The sequence below is a fragment of the Pedobacter alluvionis genome, from assembly GCF_003664035.1.
Taxonomy (GTDB): domain Bacteria; phylum Bacteroidota; class Bacteroidia; order Sphingobacteriales; family Sphingobacteriaceae; genus Pedobacter; species Pedobacter alluvionis.
The window spans coordinates 18,126-39,407 of sequence record NZ_RCCK01000011.1 but is presented as its reverse complement, the minus strand read 5'-3'; the positions used below and the strand labels follow the sequence as shown (position 1 = coordinate 39,407).

At 37.5% G+C, this 21,282-nt stretch carries 13 protein-coding genes; 12 read left to right on the top strand and 1 reads right to left on the bottom strand.

Translation table 11 applies throughout. The features are described from left to right. The first annotated feature begins 33 nt into the window (after nt 1-33). From BCL90_RS07940 to BCL90_RS07920, 5 genes are all read left to right on the top strand, one after another. Nucleotides 34-267, top strand: a complete 234-nt coding sequence (locus tag BCL90_RS07940; RefSeq protein WP_029274124.1) for a DUF1456 family protein — start codon at nt 34-36, stop codon at nt 265-267. Continuing rightward, on the top strand, nt 251-2,941 hold the full coding sequence (locus BCL90_RS07935) for a TonB-dependent receptor (RefSeq protein WP_121283510.1): 2,691 nt from the start codon (nt 251-253) through the stop codon (nt 2,939-2,941). Before BCL90_RS07940 ends, BCL90_RS07935 begins: the two co-directional genes overlap by 17 nt. Nucleotides 2,942-2,997: 56 nt before the next feature. Beyond that, nucleotides 2,998-3,732: a GDSL-type esterase/lipase family protein gene (locus BCL90_RS07930; RefSeq protein ID WP_121283509.1), complete on the top strand. Its 735-nt coding sequence runs from the start codon at nt 2,998-3,000 to the stop codon at nt 3,730-3,732. Between the two features lie 566 nt (nt 3,733-4,298). After that, nucleotides 4,299-4,646, top strand: a complete 348-nt coding sequence (locus tag BCL90_RS07925) for a hypothetical protein (RefSeq protein ID WP_121283508.1) — start codon at nt 4,299-4,301, stop codon at nt 4,644-4,646. An 18-nt stretch (nt 4,647-4,664) separates the two neighbouring features. Beyond that, nucleotides 4,665-5,051, top strand: a complete 387-nt coding sequence (locus BCL90_RS07920; RefSeq protein ID WP_121283507.1) for a hypothetical protein — start codon at nt 4,665-4,667, stop codon at nt 5,049-5,051. Nucleotides 5,052-5,262: 211 nt separating this feature from the next. On the opposite strand, the gene ettA is transcribed toward BCL90_RS07920, so the two are convergent. Next, on the bottom strand, nt 5,263-6,942 hold the full coding sequence (ettA, locus tag BCL90_RS07915) for an energy-dependent translational throttle protein EttA (RefSeq protein ID WP_121283506.1): 1,680 nt from the start codon (nt 6,940-6,942) through the stop codon (nt 5,263-5,265). Between the two features lie 772 nt (nt 6,943-7,714). Between ettA and BCL90_RS07910 the strand changes: the two genes are divergently transcribed. The 7 genes from BCL90_RS07910 to BCL90_RS07880 all read left to right on the top strand — a co-directional run bounded on the left by BCL90_RS07910 (nt 7,715) and on the right by BCL90_RS07880 (nt 21,254). Next, a complete protein-coding gene (locus BCL90_RS07910; protein WP_166792127.1) occupies nt 7,715-10,966 on the top strand; it encodes a SusC/RagA family TonB-linked outer membrane protein in 3,252 nt (1,083 codons plus the stop codon). Between the two features lie 16 nt (nt 10,967-10,982). Continuing rightward, a complete protein-coding gene (locus tag BCL90_RS07905) occupies nt 10,983-12,956 on the top strand; it encodes a RagB/SusD family nutrient uptake outer membrane protein (RefSeq protein WP_121283505.1) in 1,974 nt (657 codons plus the stop codon). A 24-nt stretch (nt 12,957-12,980) separates the two neighbouring features. Next, complete coding sequence (locus tag BCL90_RS07900) at nt 12,981-14,183, top strand: DUF5000 domain-containing lipoprotein (RefSeq protein WP_121283504.1); 1,203 nt, start codon at nt 12,981-12,983, stop codon at nt 14,181-14,183. Between the two features lie 29 nt (nt 14,184-14,212). Further along, nucleotides 14,213-15,424, top strand: a complete 1,212-nt coding sequence (locus BCL90_RS07895; RefSeq protein WP_166792128.1) for a DUF4998 domain-containing protein — start codon at nt 14,213-14,215, stop codon at nt 15,422-15,424. Between the two features lie 251 nt (nt 15,425-15,675). Then, on the top strand, nt 15,676-16,914 hold the full coding sequence (locus BCL90_RS07890) for a hypothetical protein (protein ID WP_134380492.1): 1,239 nt from the start codon (nt 15,676-15,678) through the stop codon (nt 16,912-16,914). Between the two features lie 598 nt (nt 16,915-17,512). Continuing rightward, nucleotides 17,513-18,022 (top strand): hypothetical protein, encoded by a 510-nt coding sequence (locus tag BCL90_RS07885; RefSeq protein ID WP_121283501.1) that lies wholly within the window; start codon nt 17,513-17,515, stop codon nt 18,020-18,022. Nucleotides 18,023-18,098: 76 nt separating this feature from the next. Next, a complete protein-coding gene (locus tag BCL90_RS07880) occupies nt 18,099-21,254 on the top strand; it encodes a hypothetical protein (RefSeq protein ID WP_121283500.1) in 3,156 nt (1,051 codons plus the stop codon). Nucleotides 21,255-21,282 lie beyond the last annotated feature (28 nt).

The window sequence follows — 21,282 nt, the reverse complement described above, 5'->3', positions numbered from 1 at the left end:
AACATTCCAACATTATAATACTTACCATTAGCAATGAGCAATAACGATATATTAAAAAAACTTAGAGTAGCCTTATCATTAAAAACAGAAGATATTATTACTATCTGCGATTTGGTGGGGTTTAAAGTGACAAAGGCTGAGCTGGGTGATATTTTCAGAAACGAAGATCACGAGAATTTTAAACCTTGCGGCGATCAGATTCTGCGCAATTTTTTAAATGGTCTTGTAATTTATAAAAGAGGTCCGAGGGATGAGAAAAAGCAATAATTTATGCTTTTTATTATTTTTTATACTGATCACATTTTCCTTTAACGCTCTCGCTCAGTCTCAGTTTAAAATAAGTGGTAATGTAATCGATTCTCTAAAGAAGCCTGTTGAAGGCGTAAATATCCGATTGATTACTGATCAGGATACCCTCCGCTCAAATTCTGATGCGAAGGGAAACTTTACATTTGCAAAAGTAACCCGAAATAAGTTCTATCTTTCCGTCACTGCATTAGGCTACAAACCTTATACATCACTCTACGAAATCGAATCTTCCAAAAAAAGTTCCGATCTGGATCCGATTATGCTCAAAATGGAAAGTATCCGCCTTGATGATGTGGAGGTTAAAGTAAAAGTAGACCCCATTAAAATTAAAAAAGATACTATAGAATACAACGCAGGAGCTTATACCATTAGGGAAAACGACAAGGTAGAAGATCTTTTAAAGCAGTTACAGGGCATTGAGGTTGATGATAAAGGTGCTGTAACGGCAATGGGAAAAAAAATGACCAAGCTGCGGGTTAACGGCGAAGATTTTTTTACCAGCAATGTAGAAGATTATATCAGGCAGTTGCCGGCAGATATCATTGCCAAACTGCAGGTAATTGATGATTATGGTGATGAAGCTAATTTTACCGGGATCAAAACCGGTACACCTCAAAAAATGCTGAACCTGGTTACCAAACCTGGTATGGATAAGGGTGTTTTTGGGGGGATGAATGTGAATTCTGCCACCAATAATGCGCATAATTTGGTAACCAAAGGCAGTATATGGAAAAAAACAAAACAGATTGGTTTTGGTGGCCGTTTTGGTACGACCAATAATGAGTTTGCCAAATCGAATAATGAAGCCTTAAATGGTAATATCAGAGATAAAATTTCGAAAGAATTTAGTATTAATGGCAGTTACGATTTCAGTAACGGAACCAATAAATCTATTCAGAGTAATTACCTTGAGACATTTAATCCGCAGGGAACCATCAACGACTTAAGGGAAAGTGCCAATAATTCCAGATCGCTGACCAATAACATTAACCTGGGTTTAAACGGCGCTACAAAAAAGAATTATTTCAATGCTTCCTTAGCGGGCTCTTTGGCCGATACCAGGAATGAGGCTTTTTCTACCTCTAATAAAACAGGCTATATCAAGCAGGACCTTATTTCCAACTCAGGTTCCCGAAATAGCAATCCAAATCTTAACGGTAGCATCAATTGGTCGCGGCGTTTAGCTAATAACAAGCGTTCGCTTTCCATGGGTTTCAATTTTGGCAGCAATAGTGGAAATAGCAACAGTACCATTAACGATATCATCCGTTATTACAACGAAACCACTAATGTACTGGTTAAAGATTCGTTATTAAACCGTTTGGTGGATAACAATACTGCAAATTCGAACTTCGGCGGAAATATCCAGTTTTCAAACTCCTTAAAAAAGGCAAATGATACCAGTGGATATAGTTTTATCAACTTTTCCTACCGTTTCTCAGTAAGCAGAAGCCGCAACCTGCAAACTACAACGGTGACCAATCCTTTGGGAAATCGATTTGTGGTCGATTCGCTGGGACAGGATTACGTATCCAATTTCATTAACCAGAACTTCAGCATCGGTTACAATACCAATAGCAACAGGATCAGCTATAATTTTGGGCTAAATTTTTCGCCGAGTATCATCATTGGAAAGTACCAGAATACAGGGCAGGAACTTAAAAACTATCAGTTAAATTTTTCTCCTTCGGCCAATTTAAGCTATCAGATTAAAGATAACGGAAACCTGAGTTTTGGTTACAATGGCTATACCACTTCACCCGATTTTAACAAACTGCAACCTATAAGGAATAATAATGATGTGCAGAACCTGATTATCGGTAACCCGGATCTTAAAGCAACATCGAGTCATACGGCTGATTTTAGCTATAATAAATTTGGGCTTAAATCAGGCTTGAGCATTATGGCTGGTTTATCGGGTAGCTTTGCTATCAACAGTGTGGTGAGCAATACGGTCTTTCTTCGGGATACGCTAAACAGTTTAAAACAGCAAACCACTTATGAGAATGTGAACGGCATTTATAATATCGGCGCTAATTACTCCGTAAACAAAAGGATACTGGACAATAAACTTTCCCTATCCATAAACGGGAATATTGCCTACAGCCACAATGTTTTTTACACCGATAATGTACTTAACCGCAGTAGTGGCATTAATGTTTCTAATGCTTTTAAATTTAACCTCAACCAGGAAAAATATGCTTTCAATACCAGTGCATCTTATAGTTTCAGTTCCAATACCTATTCTGTAATGAACCAGAATATCAAAAATGTGCAGGTTGTGGCCTTGAGTGGAAGTGCAAGCTGGATTCCCGGTAAACGCTTTAGGGTAAATGCATCGGCTTCTAAAAGTTTAAATTTTGGATATAGTTTATATGCCGGAAATCCTTTATTGGTAAATATGGGATTGAATACTTCTTTTCTGAAAGGCAATAATTTACTTTTCTCTGTCCAGGCAAACGATTTATTTAATCAAGGTGCACTATTCAGCACAAGCATTACGAACAATTCCATTTCTGAGAACAGAACAAGGTTTATCAGCCGTTTTATACAGGCAACATTAAGTTATAACCTTAGCCGGTTTGGGGGTAAAAAAGGCAGATTGAACAGTAACATTAATACTGAAGAATAAATAGTTAAATCCAGATTATTTAGTTTAGTGTTTCGTTATATTTTGCAATTTACCTTATGAATAAAATCCTGCTTTTTATTTTACTGATTTCTGGCCATGCTTTATTCGCACAGGATGAGAAAGTAGATTCGTTAAACAATAAACCCAAAAAAGAAAATTTTGCCGACGATTGGGCAGCGTTAACGAAGTATCAGAAAGAAAATGAGCTTTTACCACCACCAACCAGAAAAGAAAAAAGGGTTGTTTTTTTAGGGAGTTCGATATTCGAATTCTGGAAACAGAAAAATCCTGAATATTTTAGCCGGAATACTTATGTGGATAGGGGAATAAGTGGGCAGATTTCGCCGCAACTGCTGATCCGTTTTCGGCAGGATGTGATTAACCTTAAGCCAAAAGCGGTGATTATTTTGGCTGGTAGTAATGACATTGCAGGCAATACAGGCCATGTGACTATAGATAAGATTATGGATAATATTAAATCGATGGCAGAACTGGCAAGATTACACCGTATTAAGGTAATACTTTGTAAATATTTGCCTGTTTATGAATATCCATGGAATAAGCAGATTAAGGCAGCCGATATCATCGTTGATTTAAACGAAAAGATTGAGACCTATGCCAAAGAGAGAAATTATACCATTTTAGATTATTGGACACCATTGGTTGATGAAAGAAAGGGACAGCGTGCCGAATTGACGGTTGATGGGGTTCATCCTAACCTCGCCGGTTATAAAATAATGGAAGGGGTAACGGATGTGGCGATTAAAAAAGCTTTGAAAAATAGACACTAGAAGTTCATTGGTTCATCAGTCATTAGTTTATTGGTTAGCGTTTTGTAGAAGCCTGACTACCGTAAAACTGAACCAACTTTCCTGTTTATGTCATTCTGAATGCAGTGAAGAATCTTCTGGTAAAGTTGAAATCTATAGTAAAAGTTCCTTCATTGTATCTGATAGCTGTCAAATCCAGGGCAAGTCGTCTCGACCAGAGCGCAGCGAAACGGAAAGATCTGCCTGGATAGATTTAGCTTCGCTGAGCACTCCGCTCGAAATGACGATAGCTTGAGGGAGCAACTGCGTAAATAAAATTACCTTTCCTTTGCTGTCGTTCTGAACGCAGTGAAGAATCTTTAATAAATCGGAAACTAATAAAATCCTTAATTGCCATTCGTAATGACATGCGACTTTGTTTTTAATTAATTTTCAGTAATATTTGAAAGTTTAATAAATTTAATTTACTTTTACATCGTGAAAGAGAAAATGAGATAAAAAGATTTATATAATGCCTTAGAACAGGCTTATTTTTTTAATCTATATTTTCAATTTTTACTGAAAGTTAAATAATTAAATTGTTGGTTATGGACTACAATATACTCGGATATGCCATCTTTATAACGGTTATCGTATTCATCATCGTAGTGGTAGGGAAGATATGTTACCGCAATGGAAATATCTTCGTAGCCGAACTCATTCCTGATCACCTGGATCTCTGTCAACAGATTAATAAGTCACTATTGGTCTCTTATTACCTGGTCAATATTGGCTATTGTGCCATGACATTGGTAGGCTGGGAGACAATTCTTTCATCGCAGCAGCTCGTAGAAGTGATGGCGTTAAAAGTGGCGACTATTGTTTGCATCCTGTCGATTCTTCATTATTTAAATATCTATTTGCTTACCAAAACCATTCATAAATTAATAAAATAACAACTTAAACTTTTCATTATGGAAACGACAAAAATTTTAATCGGCTATGCATTTTATTTACCAATTGCACTTTTTTTGACTTTTTATGTTTCAAAAACGCTTTTCAAAAACAGTAAGATATATATGTTGGATATTTTTAAGGGAAGGGAAGAGATTGCCAACGCAACGAACAAACTTTTTGAAACGGGTTTTTACCTGCTCAATATCGGTTTCGCACTCCTCATTATGAAGATTACCATCAGTGCAAACGATTACCGCAGTCTGGTTGAAGCGCTAAGTTCTAAAATAGGTGGCTTTGCCATTTACCTGGGCATTATGCTATTTATCAACCTGTATTTCTTTTTCAGGGGCAAACGCAAAGCGAAAGAAAACCAAAGGCTAAATCCTTTTCAGCCATCTATATAATGGTATGCATAAAAGAAGTCAAGTTTTAAAAACTTGACTTCTTTGAGAACAGTAACACATTTAAATAATTGAAACTTTAGATGCGATTAAGTTATATCTATGCTAATTTATTTTCAATCTCTAAGAATATTTCCAGTCAGAAACAATTAATAGTTTTTTATTAACGCAATCATCTCAAACAAAAAAGTCCCGATTTTATCGGGACTTTATATTAATCTAATTTTTTGTATCTGATTCGTTTTGGGGTAACATCACCCAGGCGTTTCTTGCGGTTTTCCTCGTAATCTGAGTAGTTACCTTCGAAGAAATAAACTTCAGAGTTACCTTCGAAAGCAAGAATGTGTGTACAGATCCTATCCAGGAACCACCTGTCGTGACTGATCACCACAGCACAGCCTCCAAAGTTTTCTAAAGCTTCTTCCAGTGCACGTAAAGTATTTACGTCGATATCATTGGTTGGTTCATCCAGTAGCAATACATTGGCTCCTTTTTTTAAGGTAATGGCCAGGTGCACGCGGTTACGCTCACCACCCGATAGAATACCAACTTTTTTCTGTTGATCGCCACCATTAAAGTTGAACTTTGAAACATAAGCACGTCCGTTAACGGCTTTAGTACCCAATTGTATATTGTCTAATCCATCGGTAATGTTTTCATATACCGTTTTATCGGCATCTAAATCATTGTGCATCTGATCTACATAACCCAGTTCAACCGTTTCGCCTACGCGGAAAGTACCAGCGTCTGCTTCTTCCTGTCCGGTAATTAAACGAAATAAAGTGGTTTTACCTGCACCATTGGGGCCAATAATCCCAACAATACCTGCGGGAGGAAGGGAGAAGTTTAAATTATCGAATAATACTTTGTCGCCATAAGATTTGGTAACGTTTGTGGCTTCAATAACCACATTCCCTAAACGTGGGCCTGCAGGGATGAACAGTTCTAATTTATCTTCTCTTTCTTTGCCATCTTCTGAAGCTAATTTATCATAGTTGGCTAAACGGGCTTTAGATTTTGCATGACGTGCTTTTGGAGCCATGCGTACCCATTCCAACTCACGTTCTAATGTTTTCTGGCGTTTGCTTTCTGTTTTCTCTTCTTGTGATAAACGCTTTGCTTTCTGATCTAACCAGCTGCTGTAATTTCCTTTCCAGGGAATGCCTTCGCCGCGGTCTAACTCTAAAATCCATCCGGCAACGTTATCCAGGAAGTACCTATCGTGGGTAACTGCAATAACGGTTCCTTCGTAATTTTGTAAGAATTGTTCTAACCAATCGATACTTTCAGCATCCAAGTGGTTGGTAGGCTCATCCAATAATAATACGTCAGGATGTTGAAGCAATAAACGGCACATGGCCACCCGGCGGCGCTCCCCACCTGATAATACACCAATTTTAGTATCCGGATCAGGACAACGTAAGGCATCCATGGCCCTTTCTAATTTCGAATCAATTTCCCAGGCACCTAGGGAATCGATTTTATCCTGAAGTTCACCCTGTCTGGCCATTAACTTATCCATTTTATCTGGATCAGAATAGTTTTCTTCCAAACCAAAGGCCTCATTCACTTCTTCGTATTCTTTTAAAATGGCAGTAACTTCGGCAACGCCTTCTTCAACCACCTCGCGAACAGTTTTTTCCGGGTCTAAGATTGGCTCCTGCGCTAAATAACCCACCGAATAACCAGGTGAGAAAACCACTTCGCCCTGGTAAGATTTATCTAAACCGGCAATGATTTTTAAAAGAGATGACTTACCAGAACCATTTAAACCGATAACTCCGATTTTGGCTCCGTAAAAGAAAGAAAGGTAAATATTTTTTAAAACCTGTTTTTGTGGAGGGTAAATTTTATTTACTCCTGCCATTGAAAAGATTATTTTCTCGTCAGACATGTTAGCTTCTTATTTTAGAATGTTTAAAGGCAATTTTGTTTCGAAACGGGGACTTTTTATAAAAAAAAAACTGCTTTTTAAAATTCGCCCAAGTTTCCGGAAGCGGCAATGCCAAGACCGGGTACAAAGATAGAAACAACAAGCCCATTACAAAATGGTTTGTTAAGTATATCCTAAATTTGATGATGGATGGGGCACATTTTATTTAGTAATATCGAAGTGAAGAGCTGGTATCTGTGTAGTTTCTTTTAATTAAGTTTTGCTAATTTAAAGGTAATCATCTGAAAGACCTGTAGCTAAGCTATCGAGGAACCGATTTAAGCAACAAATCATTTCTGTATCCTTCAAAACCTCATTCTTCAGTAATCTTATTCTTTGCGAAAAAATTAAGAGTCAGTCCAACGTTTTAATTTTATAATATTCACTTAATAAGGCATTTGATAGTCCTTTTGTATTAATTTGGCCCCTTAAATTTACCATATTGCCCCTCACTCGGGTAGGGATTTTAGTAGTTAATTTGTTATAACCAAATATAACAATGAAGATATGAAGAAAAACAAACTATCCTAAACATTCGAATAACACCTATTTATAGTTATCTATATATAGATGATTTTGCCTAATTATCATTAAGCTTTTTCAGTAACTAGAAAAGCTTTCAGCTGAGTTTTGCAAAGTAAGCATGTCTGCCATCATAAGGAAATGACCGTATGATGATTGGTAGGCTCATGAATAAACTAATCAACAAACTATAACAAACTAAAATCAAACAATGAGAAAAATCTACAAAAAGAAGGCTCAAAATTCGGGCTGTTTATTTTTCCGTGGAAGCGTATTCCGAACGCTTGTGGGCATAATGATGTTCATGGGCTTTTGTTTTTCTGCTTCTGCACAAAGTGAAGTAACTGTTAAGGGGCTAGTGAAGGATACTGTAGGCGGTTTACCCGGGGCAAACGTTAAGGTATCCGGAACAATTCGTGGAATATCCACGGATGACCAGGGGAGGTACACTATTAAATTACCGAGATCAGGTAAATTGCTTTTTAGCCTGGTGGGTTATAAACCACAAACTAAAACAGTTGCAGATTATGAAAAATCAGCTGATGGAACCTATGTGATTAATATTGTACTTAAATCAGATGCGAATTCACTTGAAGAGGTCGCAGTAGTAGGTTATGGAACACAGAAAAAAGCAAGTTTGATAAGTTCCATTACTACAATCAATCCAAAAGAATTAAAGGGACCAACCAGTAACTTAACTACCATGTTAGCTGGTCGGGTAGCGGGTATGGTTGCTTTCCAAAGAAGCGGAGAGCCAGGATCAGATAACGCTTCTTTTTTCATTAGAGGTTTGGGTACATTCGGTGCCGGCAAACAAGACCCTTTGATTTTGATTGACGGCGCGGAATCAACTCAAAACGACTTAGCCCGTTTACAACCGGATGATGTGGCTACATTCAGTGTGTTGAAAGATGCTGCGGCTTCTGCTGTATATGGCGCCAGGGGTGCTAATGGCGTACTGTTAATCACAACTAAAAGAGGTCAGGCCGGAGAAACTCAGTTTAGCTTCCGGGCAGAGAATTCTGTTTCAGGTAACACCCGAAACTTTAAATTTGCAGATAACGTGACTTATATGAACCTGGCAAATGAAGGTGCATTAACACGTAACAGGCTATCTCAATTACCATACCAGCGGAATAAGATAGATGCTACTGCCGCTGGAGAGAACGAGCTTTTATACCCAAACAATAACTGGATTGATCAGCTAATTAAAAAATATACACTCAACCAAAGATTTAATTTAAACATCACCGGTGGTGGTTCTAAAGTTGTTTATTATCTATCTGGTACTTATAATATTGATAATGGTGTATTGAAGGTAGATGACGTAAATAATTTTAATAGTAATATTAAGCTGAAAAATTATGCTGTTCGTTCTAACGTAACTATTAATTTAACTAACACTACTACTGCCGATATATTAGTATCTGGTCAATTTGATGATTATACGGGGCCTGTAGGTGGTGGTGGACTCGCATTTAACAGGGCATTGTGGTCTAATCCTGTAGCCTTTCCAGCTGTTTATCCATCAAGTTATCAATCTTATGCCAAACACCCGTTATTTGGTAATGTAATTTCGCCTAACGGAAATCTTTATATGAACCCTTACGCAGAAATGGTAAGAGGTTATCAGGATCGGAATTCTTCTACATTACAGACACAAATCGAAATAAAGCAAGATTTGAAAGACCTTACTCCCGGCTTGAACGTTCGCTTTATGACTTATGCGCGTAGGTACTCTTATTTTGATGTTTCAAGAAGATACAATCCTTTTTACTATTCTTCAACAGCACAACCTGATGGTAGTGTATCACTAAGTTTATTGAATGGCGGAAATACTTCATTAGTCAGGCCTCTCGGAACCGAATATCTTGATTATTCACAAGGTTCAAAGGACTTGAATTCTATATTTTATGCTGAACTAGCGACCAATTATGCAAGAACTTTTGGAAAACATGATGTAAGCTCCATGTTAATTACGACCATGAGAAACTTTCTGTCGGGTAATGCCGGGGATTTACAATCATCTTTGCCTTCACGTAATCAAGGTGTAGCCGGACGTGTTAACTATACATACGATAGTAAATATCTTGCAGAATTTAACTTTGGTTATAATGGAACTGAACGCTTCGCCCCTAATAATCGTTTTGGGTTTTTTCCTTCGTTCGGTTTAGGTTATTTCATTTCAAATGCTGAGTTCTTTAAACCACTTGAAAAGGTGATTACATCAGCAAAAATCAGAGGTACGTATGGATTTTCCGGTAATGATATAATAGGGACGTCTACTGATAGATTCTTTTATCTTTCATCAGTACAAATGGAGAATGGCGGCTATGGTGCACAATTTGGTGAAGACGGAGCTTACTACAGACCTGGTATCTCGGTTTCAAGATATCCAAATAACTTAATTACATGGGAACGCTCTAAACAGCTTAATCTTGCTATGGATTTGACCTTGTTCAGAGACTTAAACTTTACTGTTGAGGTTTATAAACAAACCCGCTCCAACATCTTAACCTCACGTACATTTATCCCAAGTACGATGGGATTACAGGCCAATATTCGTGCTAATACGAACAAAATGGAAAGTAGAGGTATGGATTTCAATACTAATTATAACAAAACATTTGGTAATGGAATATCTTTACAATTGAGAGGAAACTTTACATACGCGGCAAGTAAGGTGCTAATTGCTGATGAACCTAGTTACGATAGCAATGAAGCCTACCGCTATATTGCTGGTAACTCTGCTGCGCAATCATACGGGTTAATTGCAGAAAGGTTATTTATTGATGATCAGGAAGCAAAAAATTCACCCGTACAGCTAGGGGGAGTGCCGGGGTTAACTTATGGTGGCGGAGATATCAAATACCGGGACGTGAACGGCGATGGTTTAGTAACGGATGCTGACCGGGTGCCTATAGGCTTACCTACGGCTCCTGAAATTATCTATGGCTTTGGCGGCACAATCGGCTATAAAGGATTCGATATTTCAGTATTCTTACAGGGATCAGCGCGTTCATCATTCTTTATCAATCCATATAATATCACTCCATTTGTATTAGGGCGGGAAATGATCAATAATCAATTTACTGACAATGCCAATGCGATACAAACTGGTTTGCTAAAAGCAATTGCAGATAGTCATTGGTCTGAACAAAATCGCGATACCTATGCGTTATGGCCACGTTTAAGTAGTACGTATGTTCAAAATAATTTACCTACATCTACATGGTGGATGCGAAATGGTAGCTTTTTAAGATTAAAAAGTGCAGAGATAGGTTATAATCTTCCAACTAAGCTGCAACAGAAATTGGGTATTAAGACAACAAGACTTTATTTAAGTGCTACTAACCTGGCAGTTTTAAGTGCTTATAAATTATGGGATCCAGAAATGGGAGGTAATGGAATTGGTTATCCACTACAAGTAGTTTATAATGTAGGTCTAAGTTTAAAATTTTAGGATGATTTGTAGAATTATGAAAAATAAAAATATTTTAATCCAAACAAACAATAAACTCAGTGCTATACGGTACGGTGCCATCGCATTTTTGCTTATGTTATCGTTGGCATCGTGTAAAAAATATCTGGATATTGTTCCGGATAACGTAGCGACATTAGACAATGCTTTTAGCTTAAGAAACGAAGCAGAAAAGTATTTGTTTACCTGCTATTCCTTCATGCCTTCGAACGGAAATCCCTTAGCCAACATGGGATATATGACTGGTGATGAAATATGGACGTCCTTAGATGAACGTGAATTTATCTCTGAAGGCTGGAGAATAGCCAGAGGAAATCAGAATGCGGCTAATCCGTTATTTAATTCATGGAGTGATGGTGATAGGTCACTATCGAAAAATTATTGGCAAGCCATTAGAAATTGTAATATCTTTTTGGAAAATGTTTCAGATGAAACAAAGATTCCGGATTTACAATTAGATGAACGCAAACGCTGGATTGCTGAAGTTAAGTTTTTGAAAGCCTATTATAATTTTCTACTGATGAGAATGTATGGCCCAATACCAATTGTAGATACAAATCTTCCAATCAGTGCTTCTGAAGATGAGGTGAAGGTTAAGCGTATGCCTTTTGATGATTGTGTTAATTACGTTGTTGGTCTGTTGGATCAGGCTACTCCGGATTTACCTCAACGTATAAGGGATAAAACGCTCGAATTAGGTCGTATTACACAGCCAATAGCTTTAGCTATTAAGGCAAAAGTGCTACTAACAGCAGCGAGTCCGTTATTTAATGGAAATTCAGATTACTCGGGCTTCAAAGATAAAGATGGGATAGCACTATTTAATACCACTTATGACGCCAATAAATGGAAAAAAGCAGCTGATGCTGCAAAAGCTGCCATTGATGCCTCAGAAGCTGCAGGTTTCAAACTATATACTTTCCCTGGCACAACAGCGATGAAAATTTCTGACTCTACTAAAAGGCAATTAACTATAAAAGGAGCGCTCACAGAACGTTTTGGACTGAACTCTGAAACGGTATGGGGTAATCCGAATAGTACAACAGGCTTTTTACAAGGAGTTGCAATGCCACGCTTAGATGGTGCAAATCCTGTTCCGGTTGGCCAGGCCAGACAGCAACTTGCTCCTCCGATTAAAATAGCAGAGATGTTTTACAGTAAAAATGGTGTTCCTATAAATGAAGATAAGACCCTTGATTTTACCAATCGCTATTCGTTGAGAAAAGCAGTTAAGGCTGAACGATTTTATATAAAAGAAGGTTATACTACTGCGAGGCTAAATTTCGATAGGGAACCGCGTTTTTATGCTGATTTGGCCTTTGATGGCAGTACTTTCTTTAAGTATGATAGTCCAGGTAATACAGATGAAGGCACCTATACTGTAGAAGCTAAATCTAATCAAATTTCAGGAGCTAATAACTTTGGCTGGTATAATGAAACAGGTTATTTTGTTAAAAAGGTTGTTGATTGGAACATGGCTCATTCTGAGAATAATGTAACATACAGATCCTATGCATGGCCTGAACTTAGATTAGCGGATCTATACTTAATGTACGCTGAAGCCTTAAATGAGAGTTTAGGTTCTCCTTCTCAGGAAGTTTTTGATTATATCAACAGAATTCGTTCCAGGGCAGGTTTGCTATCTGTAGAGGTATCATGGTCGAACTACTCTACGAGTCCAGCAAAATATACTACAAAAGATGGTATGCGTCAAATCATTCAACAAGAACGGATGATCGAAATGGCCTTCGAGGGAAGTCGCTACTGGGATATTAAACGTTGGAAGAGAGCCGCTGAGCTCTTTAATCAGCCAATTACAGGCTGGAGTATTTATCAACCTACATCAGAAGAATATTATCGTGTCAGAACAATATTTAATCAGAATTTTATATCGCCCAGAGATTATTTGTGGCCTATAAGAACGTATGATTTAACAGTTAATAGAAAATTGGTTCAAAATCCTGGATGGTAATAAACGATAATTAAAATTATAAAAATGAAAGCATTAAATAAATTACTATTTGTTTTTATTAGTGGTATCTCCTTAATGTATTCTTGCAAGCAAGATGAATTAATACCACTTGAAAATAACACAACACCTCCAGGTCAGGTAAGCAGTGTGACTGTAGAAAGTGGACCCGGTAACGCCAAATTATCGTATAAATTGCCTTCAGATAAAGATTTGCTTTATGTGAAAGCAATATATAGTCTCAAGAATGGTCAACAGATGGAAGTAAAGTCCTCATACTACAATAATTCTTTGCTTGTTGAGGGGTTTGGAGATACAGATTTTCATGAGATCAAATTATATGCAGTAAATCGGAGTGAGGTTGCCTCCGATCCTGTAGTAGTTAAAATTAAACCTTTAGAAAATCCAATCTGGGGGGTTTTTAGAAGTTTAAATGTTCTTCCTGATTTTGCAGGTTTGAATTTTCAGGCAACAAATCCTGCCAAAGCCGATCTTTCCATTGAAGTATTGCGATTTCAGGATGGTAAATATGTTGGCGATCCAAAAAATAACATTTATACCTCCGCAATTGATATTGATAAGTCGATCAGAGGTTTAGATACTACTTCGCAGAAATTTGCAGTTACGATAAGAGATAGGTGGTTGAATTATACAGATACCTTGTATACTACTTTAAAGCCATTGTATGAATCCCTTTTAGCTAAGAATTTATATAGAGCAGTCAACCTGCCTACTGATGTTGGACAACAGTATACTGCAACTGGCTTAGCAAAAATGTGGGATGGTGATATCATCAACTGGCCAAATGTTTCATTAACCAGTACAGGTACATTAACTCCTCAGTGGGTAACTTTTGATTTAGGTCAGTCTGCGATTATGAGCCGTATCGTGATCTGGAATTATCCTGAATATTTGAATGCAGGAAGAACGTACTATTATGGAGGGAATATTAAAAAGTTTGAAATTTGGGGAAGTGATAACCCACCAGGTGATGGTAGTTACAATAACTGGACCCTATTAGGTACTTTCGATTCTGCAAAACCTTCGGGAAGTGCGTATGGTGTGCAAACAGCAGAAGACTATGCTTTCGCTAATGCAGGCATTAGTTATACATTCCCTGCAGGTAATGTGAAGAAGGTTCGCTATATACGCATAAAGTCCATCAGTAATTGGCAGGGTACTACATTTATGAGTATTGCAGAATTACAATGTTACGGAGATCCGAGGTAAGGTTAAATTCATCAATAAAAAGAATAAACATGTTTAACAAAATAAAACTGATGAGACTTACAGCCCTATTTGCAGTTGTAAGTATTTTCGCAGCCTGTACTAAAGCTGACGATTATAAGAAGTATGTAGCTGGAGGAGAAATTTCATATCCTGGAAAAATTGATTCTGTTAAAATTAGCTCTGGAAATAATAGAGTGCAACTGAAGGCATTATTTCTTGCTGATCCTAAAGTAGTTTTGTGTAAAGTTTTTTGGAATAATTTCAAAGACTCTTTGTCTATCCCGGTAGTTAAGAAAAATACAGTTGACAGCTTAACTATTTTTGTTCCAAATGTAGCAGAGGGTTTGCAAAGTTTTACCATTTATACTTATGATAAGGATGGAAATCGTTCGATTCCTGTGAATAAAACTGGTATGTCTTATGGAGATCGTTACAAAGCATCCCTAAGTAACAGAGGGATAAGTCTGGCACAAACAGGTTCTGATGGAGTAACAAAAATTGATTGGCTTGGAATGGATAGGTTAACCGGGGTATTTGCTACAGAAGTACAATATACAAATAACAGTAATCAAACAGTTACCATAAAGGTGCCTATTGATGCTACCAGTACTGTATTAGCGAATTTCAAAACTAGTTCAAGTATGAAATATAGAACATTATTTCTGCCTGATACGAGTTGTGTAGATACTTTTAAAACAGACTTCGTTGATAGGTATATTCCACGCTATGTTGAACAAGATGTAACATCAACTTATCTAAAAAACGCGGGCCCGTTTAACAGGGATACCTGGGACGGATCAAGATGGGGTACACTAGCCGACTGGATCAGTAATGCTGGCGCTAAAAATATCAACAGTAATCGTTATGGCGGTTATGAATTGCGCAGTGGTGTGGGCGTATTGTCATTTGAATCTGGTTGGGGAATTACTACGCCTGTTACCAATGGATTGATTTATCAAACAATTACACTTCCGGCTGGCACTTACAGCTTCCGTTTAAATGGAATAGATCAAAACAGTGGAGGCTCAAGATTTATCTCTGTTGCTGCCGGAAACACGCTCCCGAATGTTGCTGACATCACTTCAGCATCGATAGCTTTCGCAAATATCTCAGATGGAAAGTTAGATTTTACGCTTACACAGCAAACTACTGTTTCAATAGGTTTTGCCGTTTCAATAGCAAACACAGGTCAATATATTAAAGTTGGCAGTGTTGGCTTATTTAAACAGGTTTACCTGTAAGTATAACCAGCAGACTTCCGAAGAAGTCTGCTGGTTATTTAATATTATATTAATGTCTCTTAGTTATCAGGAATGCATCTAATTTCCTGATATACTTTTATCGTGTTCGCTTTCTACTGATCATATCCTTCGCTAAATACAGCAGAGCGATAATTTCTAATTAGGTTCATCTGACATTAATTATTTAACTATCCTGGATAATCTATTTCTGTTAAGGTTGTCTTAATTATTAATATTAATAACGTGTATTTATGAAGACTCAATCAAAAAAACATCTTATTGTAGCATGTTTAATGTTTGCGATGTTCGGCGGATGTAAAAAGGGTGAAAACGCACCAGAAACATCGGGAACAAAAACCGAAGCTAATGCTCAGGTTGCAAGTTTAACTACTACTGCATTTACTAACATTACAACCACTGGTGCAATGAGCGGAGGAATCATCACCGATAAGGGAAGTTCTGCTGTTACCGACCAGGGGATTTGCTGGAGTACATCACCTAAACCAACTATTGAGGGCAAAAAGGTTGGAGTTGTTAGCATTAATGGTGCAGGTGTTTTTGCAAGTCAGCTCACGGGCCTAGCCGCTTCAACCAAATATTACGTAAGGGCCTTTGTCGTAAATAAAGCAGGTATAGCTTATGGCAATGAAATTGAACTAACCACGGCCAGTATCGCCAGTGCCACATTTGGTTTTTCGCCCATGTATATTATAGGTTCAACCGTAGCAGCAGCAGATATTGAAGTGTTAACAGATGGTGGTGATGCAGTAACAGAACGAGGAATTGTTTATGCTTCTTCACCTAATCCGACAATCAGTAACAGCAAAGTGAAGCATAATAATGCCGGACTTGGTAAATTTAGGGTGAGCTTAAAAGACCTTAGCCCAAAAACAACCTATTATGCAAGGGCCTATGCCATTAATGCTAAAGGGACAAGTTATAGTAATGACGTTACCTTTAAAACTATTGCAAAAGGTAACTTCACCTATACCTTTAACAAATCTCAAAACCCTGGCGCAGAAGAACTCGCTGCATACGGCAGGCTACAGGTTGCTATTGATAGTGCAGTCTGGTATTTCAATAACTATACTTCTGTTACTAAACATGTATATCTTAATTATGTTGATGGTGTACCAACAGCCGATGCCAACAATCAGGGTTGGATGCGGTTTGGAACCAATTCTTCCTATCAGAATCTCAGAACAATGCTTCATGAAGTTTCGCACACTTTAGGCACCGGAACTTCTTCGTGGTGGAGCAGTACGCTTGTTAACGGTAAACTGCAGGCACCAAGTGTAACTGCAATATTGAGGTTGATCACAAATGACAATACCGCCCAAATTAGTGGTGATAGCCAACATTACTGGCCTTATGGCCTTAATCAGAATTCAGAGGTTACTTCAAGCTGGGATTTTACCTATACCTGTTTAATTATCGAAGCCATGCGGAAAGATGGTTTAACGCAATTCAGCGGTGCCTATACACCATGATGACTACATTGGATGTAATGGCTTAGCTGCCAATTTTCATCTTCTTCCGGGTGCTGTTTTAATATTATTTTTTGCTCAGTATGTTTATTTGGAATGATAAAAATATTATATTCGTGAATCAGTGAATTGCTAATGATGCAATAACTGTTCAGAATTATCCCACGGTAATTCTGAAGGAACAATCCGGATATGCAACGCTCTCAAGTCACAACTCTTTCTCGTTGCAGCTGTATTGTCTAAAGACCAATCTTTTTGTTAGCCATAAAGTGGCTGATGTTTAGTTGTGTCTAAAAAATGGATTTAACGACCATAGATATAGTTGATATGCAAAAAACAATAATCCCAATGTGTGCTTTGAGAAGCTTAGCCCAATACAGGCTAAATTGTAAGCCAACTTTTGCAGGTTCATATTTTTGTTTTAACTGTAGCGCTATTAATTATTGAAAACATTAATGGTTGGTGGTTGATGCCTTAAGCAAGCTACACCGATCTGCTAAATAATCTTATCATAACCAAAAGTGGAGACCAGAGACCACAGCGCAAACGGGGCATCATCCGAAAAGCCATAAGAGTAGGGAAAATTAACAAATTTTAAAAAATGAGTGTAATGAGTCTTCAATTGGGCATACAGTTCCAATTACTTAAAACGAAATTAGTAGCAGTTTATGAGAAAACAGGAGAGAAATCTGCTTTTCTTTTAGCGCCTATGGATATCAAGGACGTTAAAAGCGTTAGCTTAAAAGAAATGATGGATGATTTTAAAGCAGCTTTTATCAATGACGATAACGCAAAGCAAATAGAAGACAGCCTTACCGCTATAAGTAACGAATCTAAAGAAGGAAGTAAATTTAATTTAGAAAACTTAACATTCACATTAAAAACAGCTTATATCTATAAAAATGGAGATGATACGGAATATGCCTTTGCCGTTGAGGTGGATTGTGGAAGTGCCATTCCTGATTTAGGATTCGTGAAAATTGAGAAATTGTCGTTTAAAATCTGGAATACCAAAAAGAATGTGATATTGCAGCAACTAAATTTAGATACCATTGAAAGTTTAGTTAAGAAACTTGATGCACCTGAAAAAAAAATAGCTGAAGCAAAATAATATTAAATGATAAGTATCAGCTAAGTTGATCTATATCTTTTAAGCACAGTCGCAAGAGCATAATTTTTGATTTCAAATGAGTAACCATACCAACTTCGCTTTTTCTGCTACCGGGAAGATTTTTGAGTTAGATGCATCAGTAACCATTATTGTAAGGAACAATGAAAAATTGATTTTAGGAGAGCTTGACACCAGTCGGGCTGAAATCAAAGATTTATTAAATAACAATGAATTAGGTGTTAATGGACTGTCTAGCCAATTTACGCTGTTTAATAACTTACCCGGGACTTTTAAAGCACAGGTGCTTAAATCTGCCGATATCTGGTCTGTGGTGATTCTGTATAATAAAAATATATCAGGTGGTAAAGCTTCGCTTTATACCAATGTGGTTGTGCTTGCGGATGTTAAACAGTTGTCTTTAAGCATAGATACCACTTTTTTTCGGGATGGAAATGTATTAGAGCAGTTCATTTACGACACAATGACTTTTTTTAGTATAAAAAAAGTAGCATTAATCGTTAGAAACAAAGCCTCCCTTGCCATCAACCAATATTTGAAGCGAAATGCGTCGGATCATTTTCCCGAAATGGTCCTATCAGATCGCTATGGTAATTACCAATTGGTTGCCAACTCATTATTTGATTTGAAAAATAGTGAAAGTGCATTTGGAAAGGGGCTTTATCAATTAATTGGTCTGGATCATATCGATCTGATTATAGGAGCAGCACTGAACGCTTCAAAATTTGAAGCGATGCTCATCAGCGCCGATATCAAAAAGGATGGTTATGAGATTGAAAATTTATACTTCGGGATTAAAAAGGATTATGGTTTCTACTTAGAAGCAGGAGGGAAGCTCAATTTTCCTTTAAAAGACGATGTGTTAACCTTTATTCTTGCCGGAAACCTATCCGTCTCCTCATTTACCTTGTCTGCTTCTTCAAACTATAGGATACCATTAAACACCAGGATCAGCCTGAGCGATTTAGGCTTGATGATTGGTGTGGGGGCCACAGGGCTTACTTTTGGGATGACTGGTCGGGTAACGACCAATAATATTTCTATTTTTGCAGGGTTTATTGTTAGCCAGGCTAATATCGGGCTAATTACCGCGGCAATCACCTCTACCAAGGGAAGGACTTCCCTAAAGGACATTATTGTAGATATTGCGGAAGTTGATTTTCCTGGCATAGAATTCCTTGATGTGGTGGCTTTAGCCGATTTTGAAATCAATAATGCTAAAATGCCCCAATGGGAGTATCCATCTCATCCGGATAAGGCCAATAAAGCGGAAATCCTGAAGAACTTTAATTCAAGCCTGCCCACTGAACTCGCCATACCTGGCGCAGAAAATCTTCAGGTTTCTGCGTTGGGAACCAGCCGTCAATCTATCTTTACCGATACTTCAACCATGCGGCATTATCGTGTCGACTCATCCGGAGCCATTTCTTTAAACTGCCAGTTGTTTATATGTTCTCAGCCTACCAAAATAGGAAACTATCAGATGAATGTCGGTTTTTTTCTGTGCGGCACCATCGAAATCTTTAATGTAAAAGCCAGAGGGCTTTTTCTTATAGAGCCTGGTAATGCTATCCTGGCATTGATTGAAATTTCAAAAATTGAGATCAAGGGAATATTCGAATTGACAAGATCCCGAAAGGCCATGCCTATGGAACCTGTAGAAGGAGGTTTGGCTGGCGCTTTAATAAAGGCAGATGCTCAAGGCCCTGTACTGTATTTAAACATCAACCGTGCATCAAAAAAACTCGAATTCTATTTAAGTGCTTATGTTAATATCTTAAATATCTTTCAATTAGATGCTTTGATGCTTCTTAAAGACAGAAAGATATACATTGATCTTGAACTGCAATATGTTGGCTTTAAAATTTTATTTCATCTGGAGGGAAACTATGCAGATTTTTCGAGCAGTGGGTTTAGTTCACGTTTGGTATTCGATACCAGTGGATTTATCAAACTTTTGGAAGAAGCGCAGAATGCCGTGCGTGATGCGGCCAGGAGCGTTCAAAACTCTATAGAAAATGCAACCCGGAAATTGACCGAAGCGCAACAGCAGATTTTAAATTTGAGTAATACGATCAATGAATATAACGATTACATCCGGGGTTATATTGATAGAAGAGAAGATGCTTCCTGGTGGCGCCTGGATGATAAAATTTATTATTCAGCTCAGATTTTATATTATGAAACTTTAAAGGTGGGTGTTAATGTGGCTATTGGCGTAGCCTATGGTGCTTTGGAAATAGCAAAGGCCGCACTAACCCTTGGAGGAAAGGTCGCATCAGGAGCCTTAGAGGCAGTAGCTAATATATTAAGCGCCATTACCAGGTTACTCTGGATCAAATCGTTTGTATTAAGTATGGAATTTACGTCTAATGCCAGGAAAATAGAAGCGGAACTTGAGTTAACTGTTTTTGGAAATGATATCAAGTTAAAAGGTTCGTTAGATGTGGATAAAGCGATGAATGATATTGGTGCTTTGATCACCGGTTTTGTGAAGGATAAATTATCAGCTAAAACGAAGGAAGTGACCTCAAATATCAATAACGGTATTTTTAGAACTTTAAGTTCAGAAACGGATTATAATTTATTAACGCCTAAGTTGCAAAGCATTGCGCAAAATAAAAAAGACTATTACGACTTGCTGGAATTTCATGAAATGATAGAAGATTTCTTGTTCGAATCGAATAAGAAATACCTGGATGAATATGAAAAACAACCTGATGATTGGCAACAAAACACTTGCGAAATAGAAGAGGTGAAACTCAAGAATGAAGTGATACAGCGCCAATGTGTGGAAGCCTTTGATGATGAGTTTGTAAGTTCATTGGATGATGTAATTACATTGGTACGCGATAACCAGGCCAGGGCAAACATTTCAAGTGAAATGGACCAGCAGATGACCGATCTCTTAGACCTTGTTAGGGAAATTAACGATCAGAAAACAGTTGCAAGAAGTTTAAGAAGCGAAAGACGTTCTTTGTTTTTAAGAGTGGATGACGTTATTGAAGACAATAATAAAGTTAAAAGATCATTTAAGGCCAACAGCGATTTTAGTATAGATCAAGCCAATGAGAATTATGCAGATGGATTATCAGAATTGTTAAAGAAAACATTTCCGGATAATACGAATGAATATGGTGAGGAATTTAAAGATGCTGTGGCCGCAGCCATTTATCAATTTAGAAATCCTCCACAAGTTAATCCAAGAAGATAATGGGTTTCATTAGAAAAAGTCGCCATTT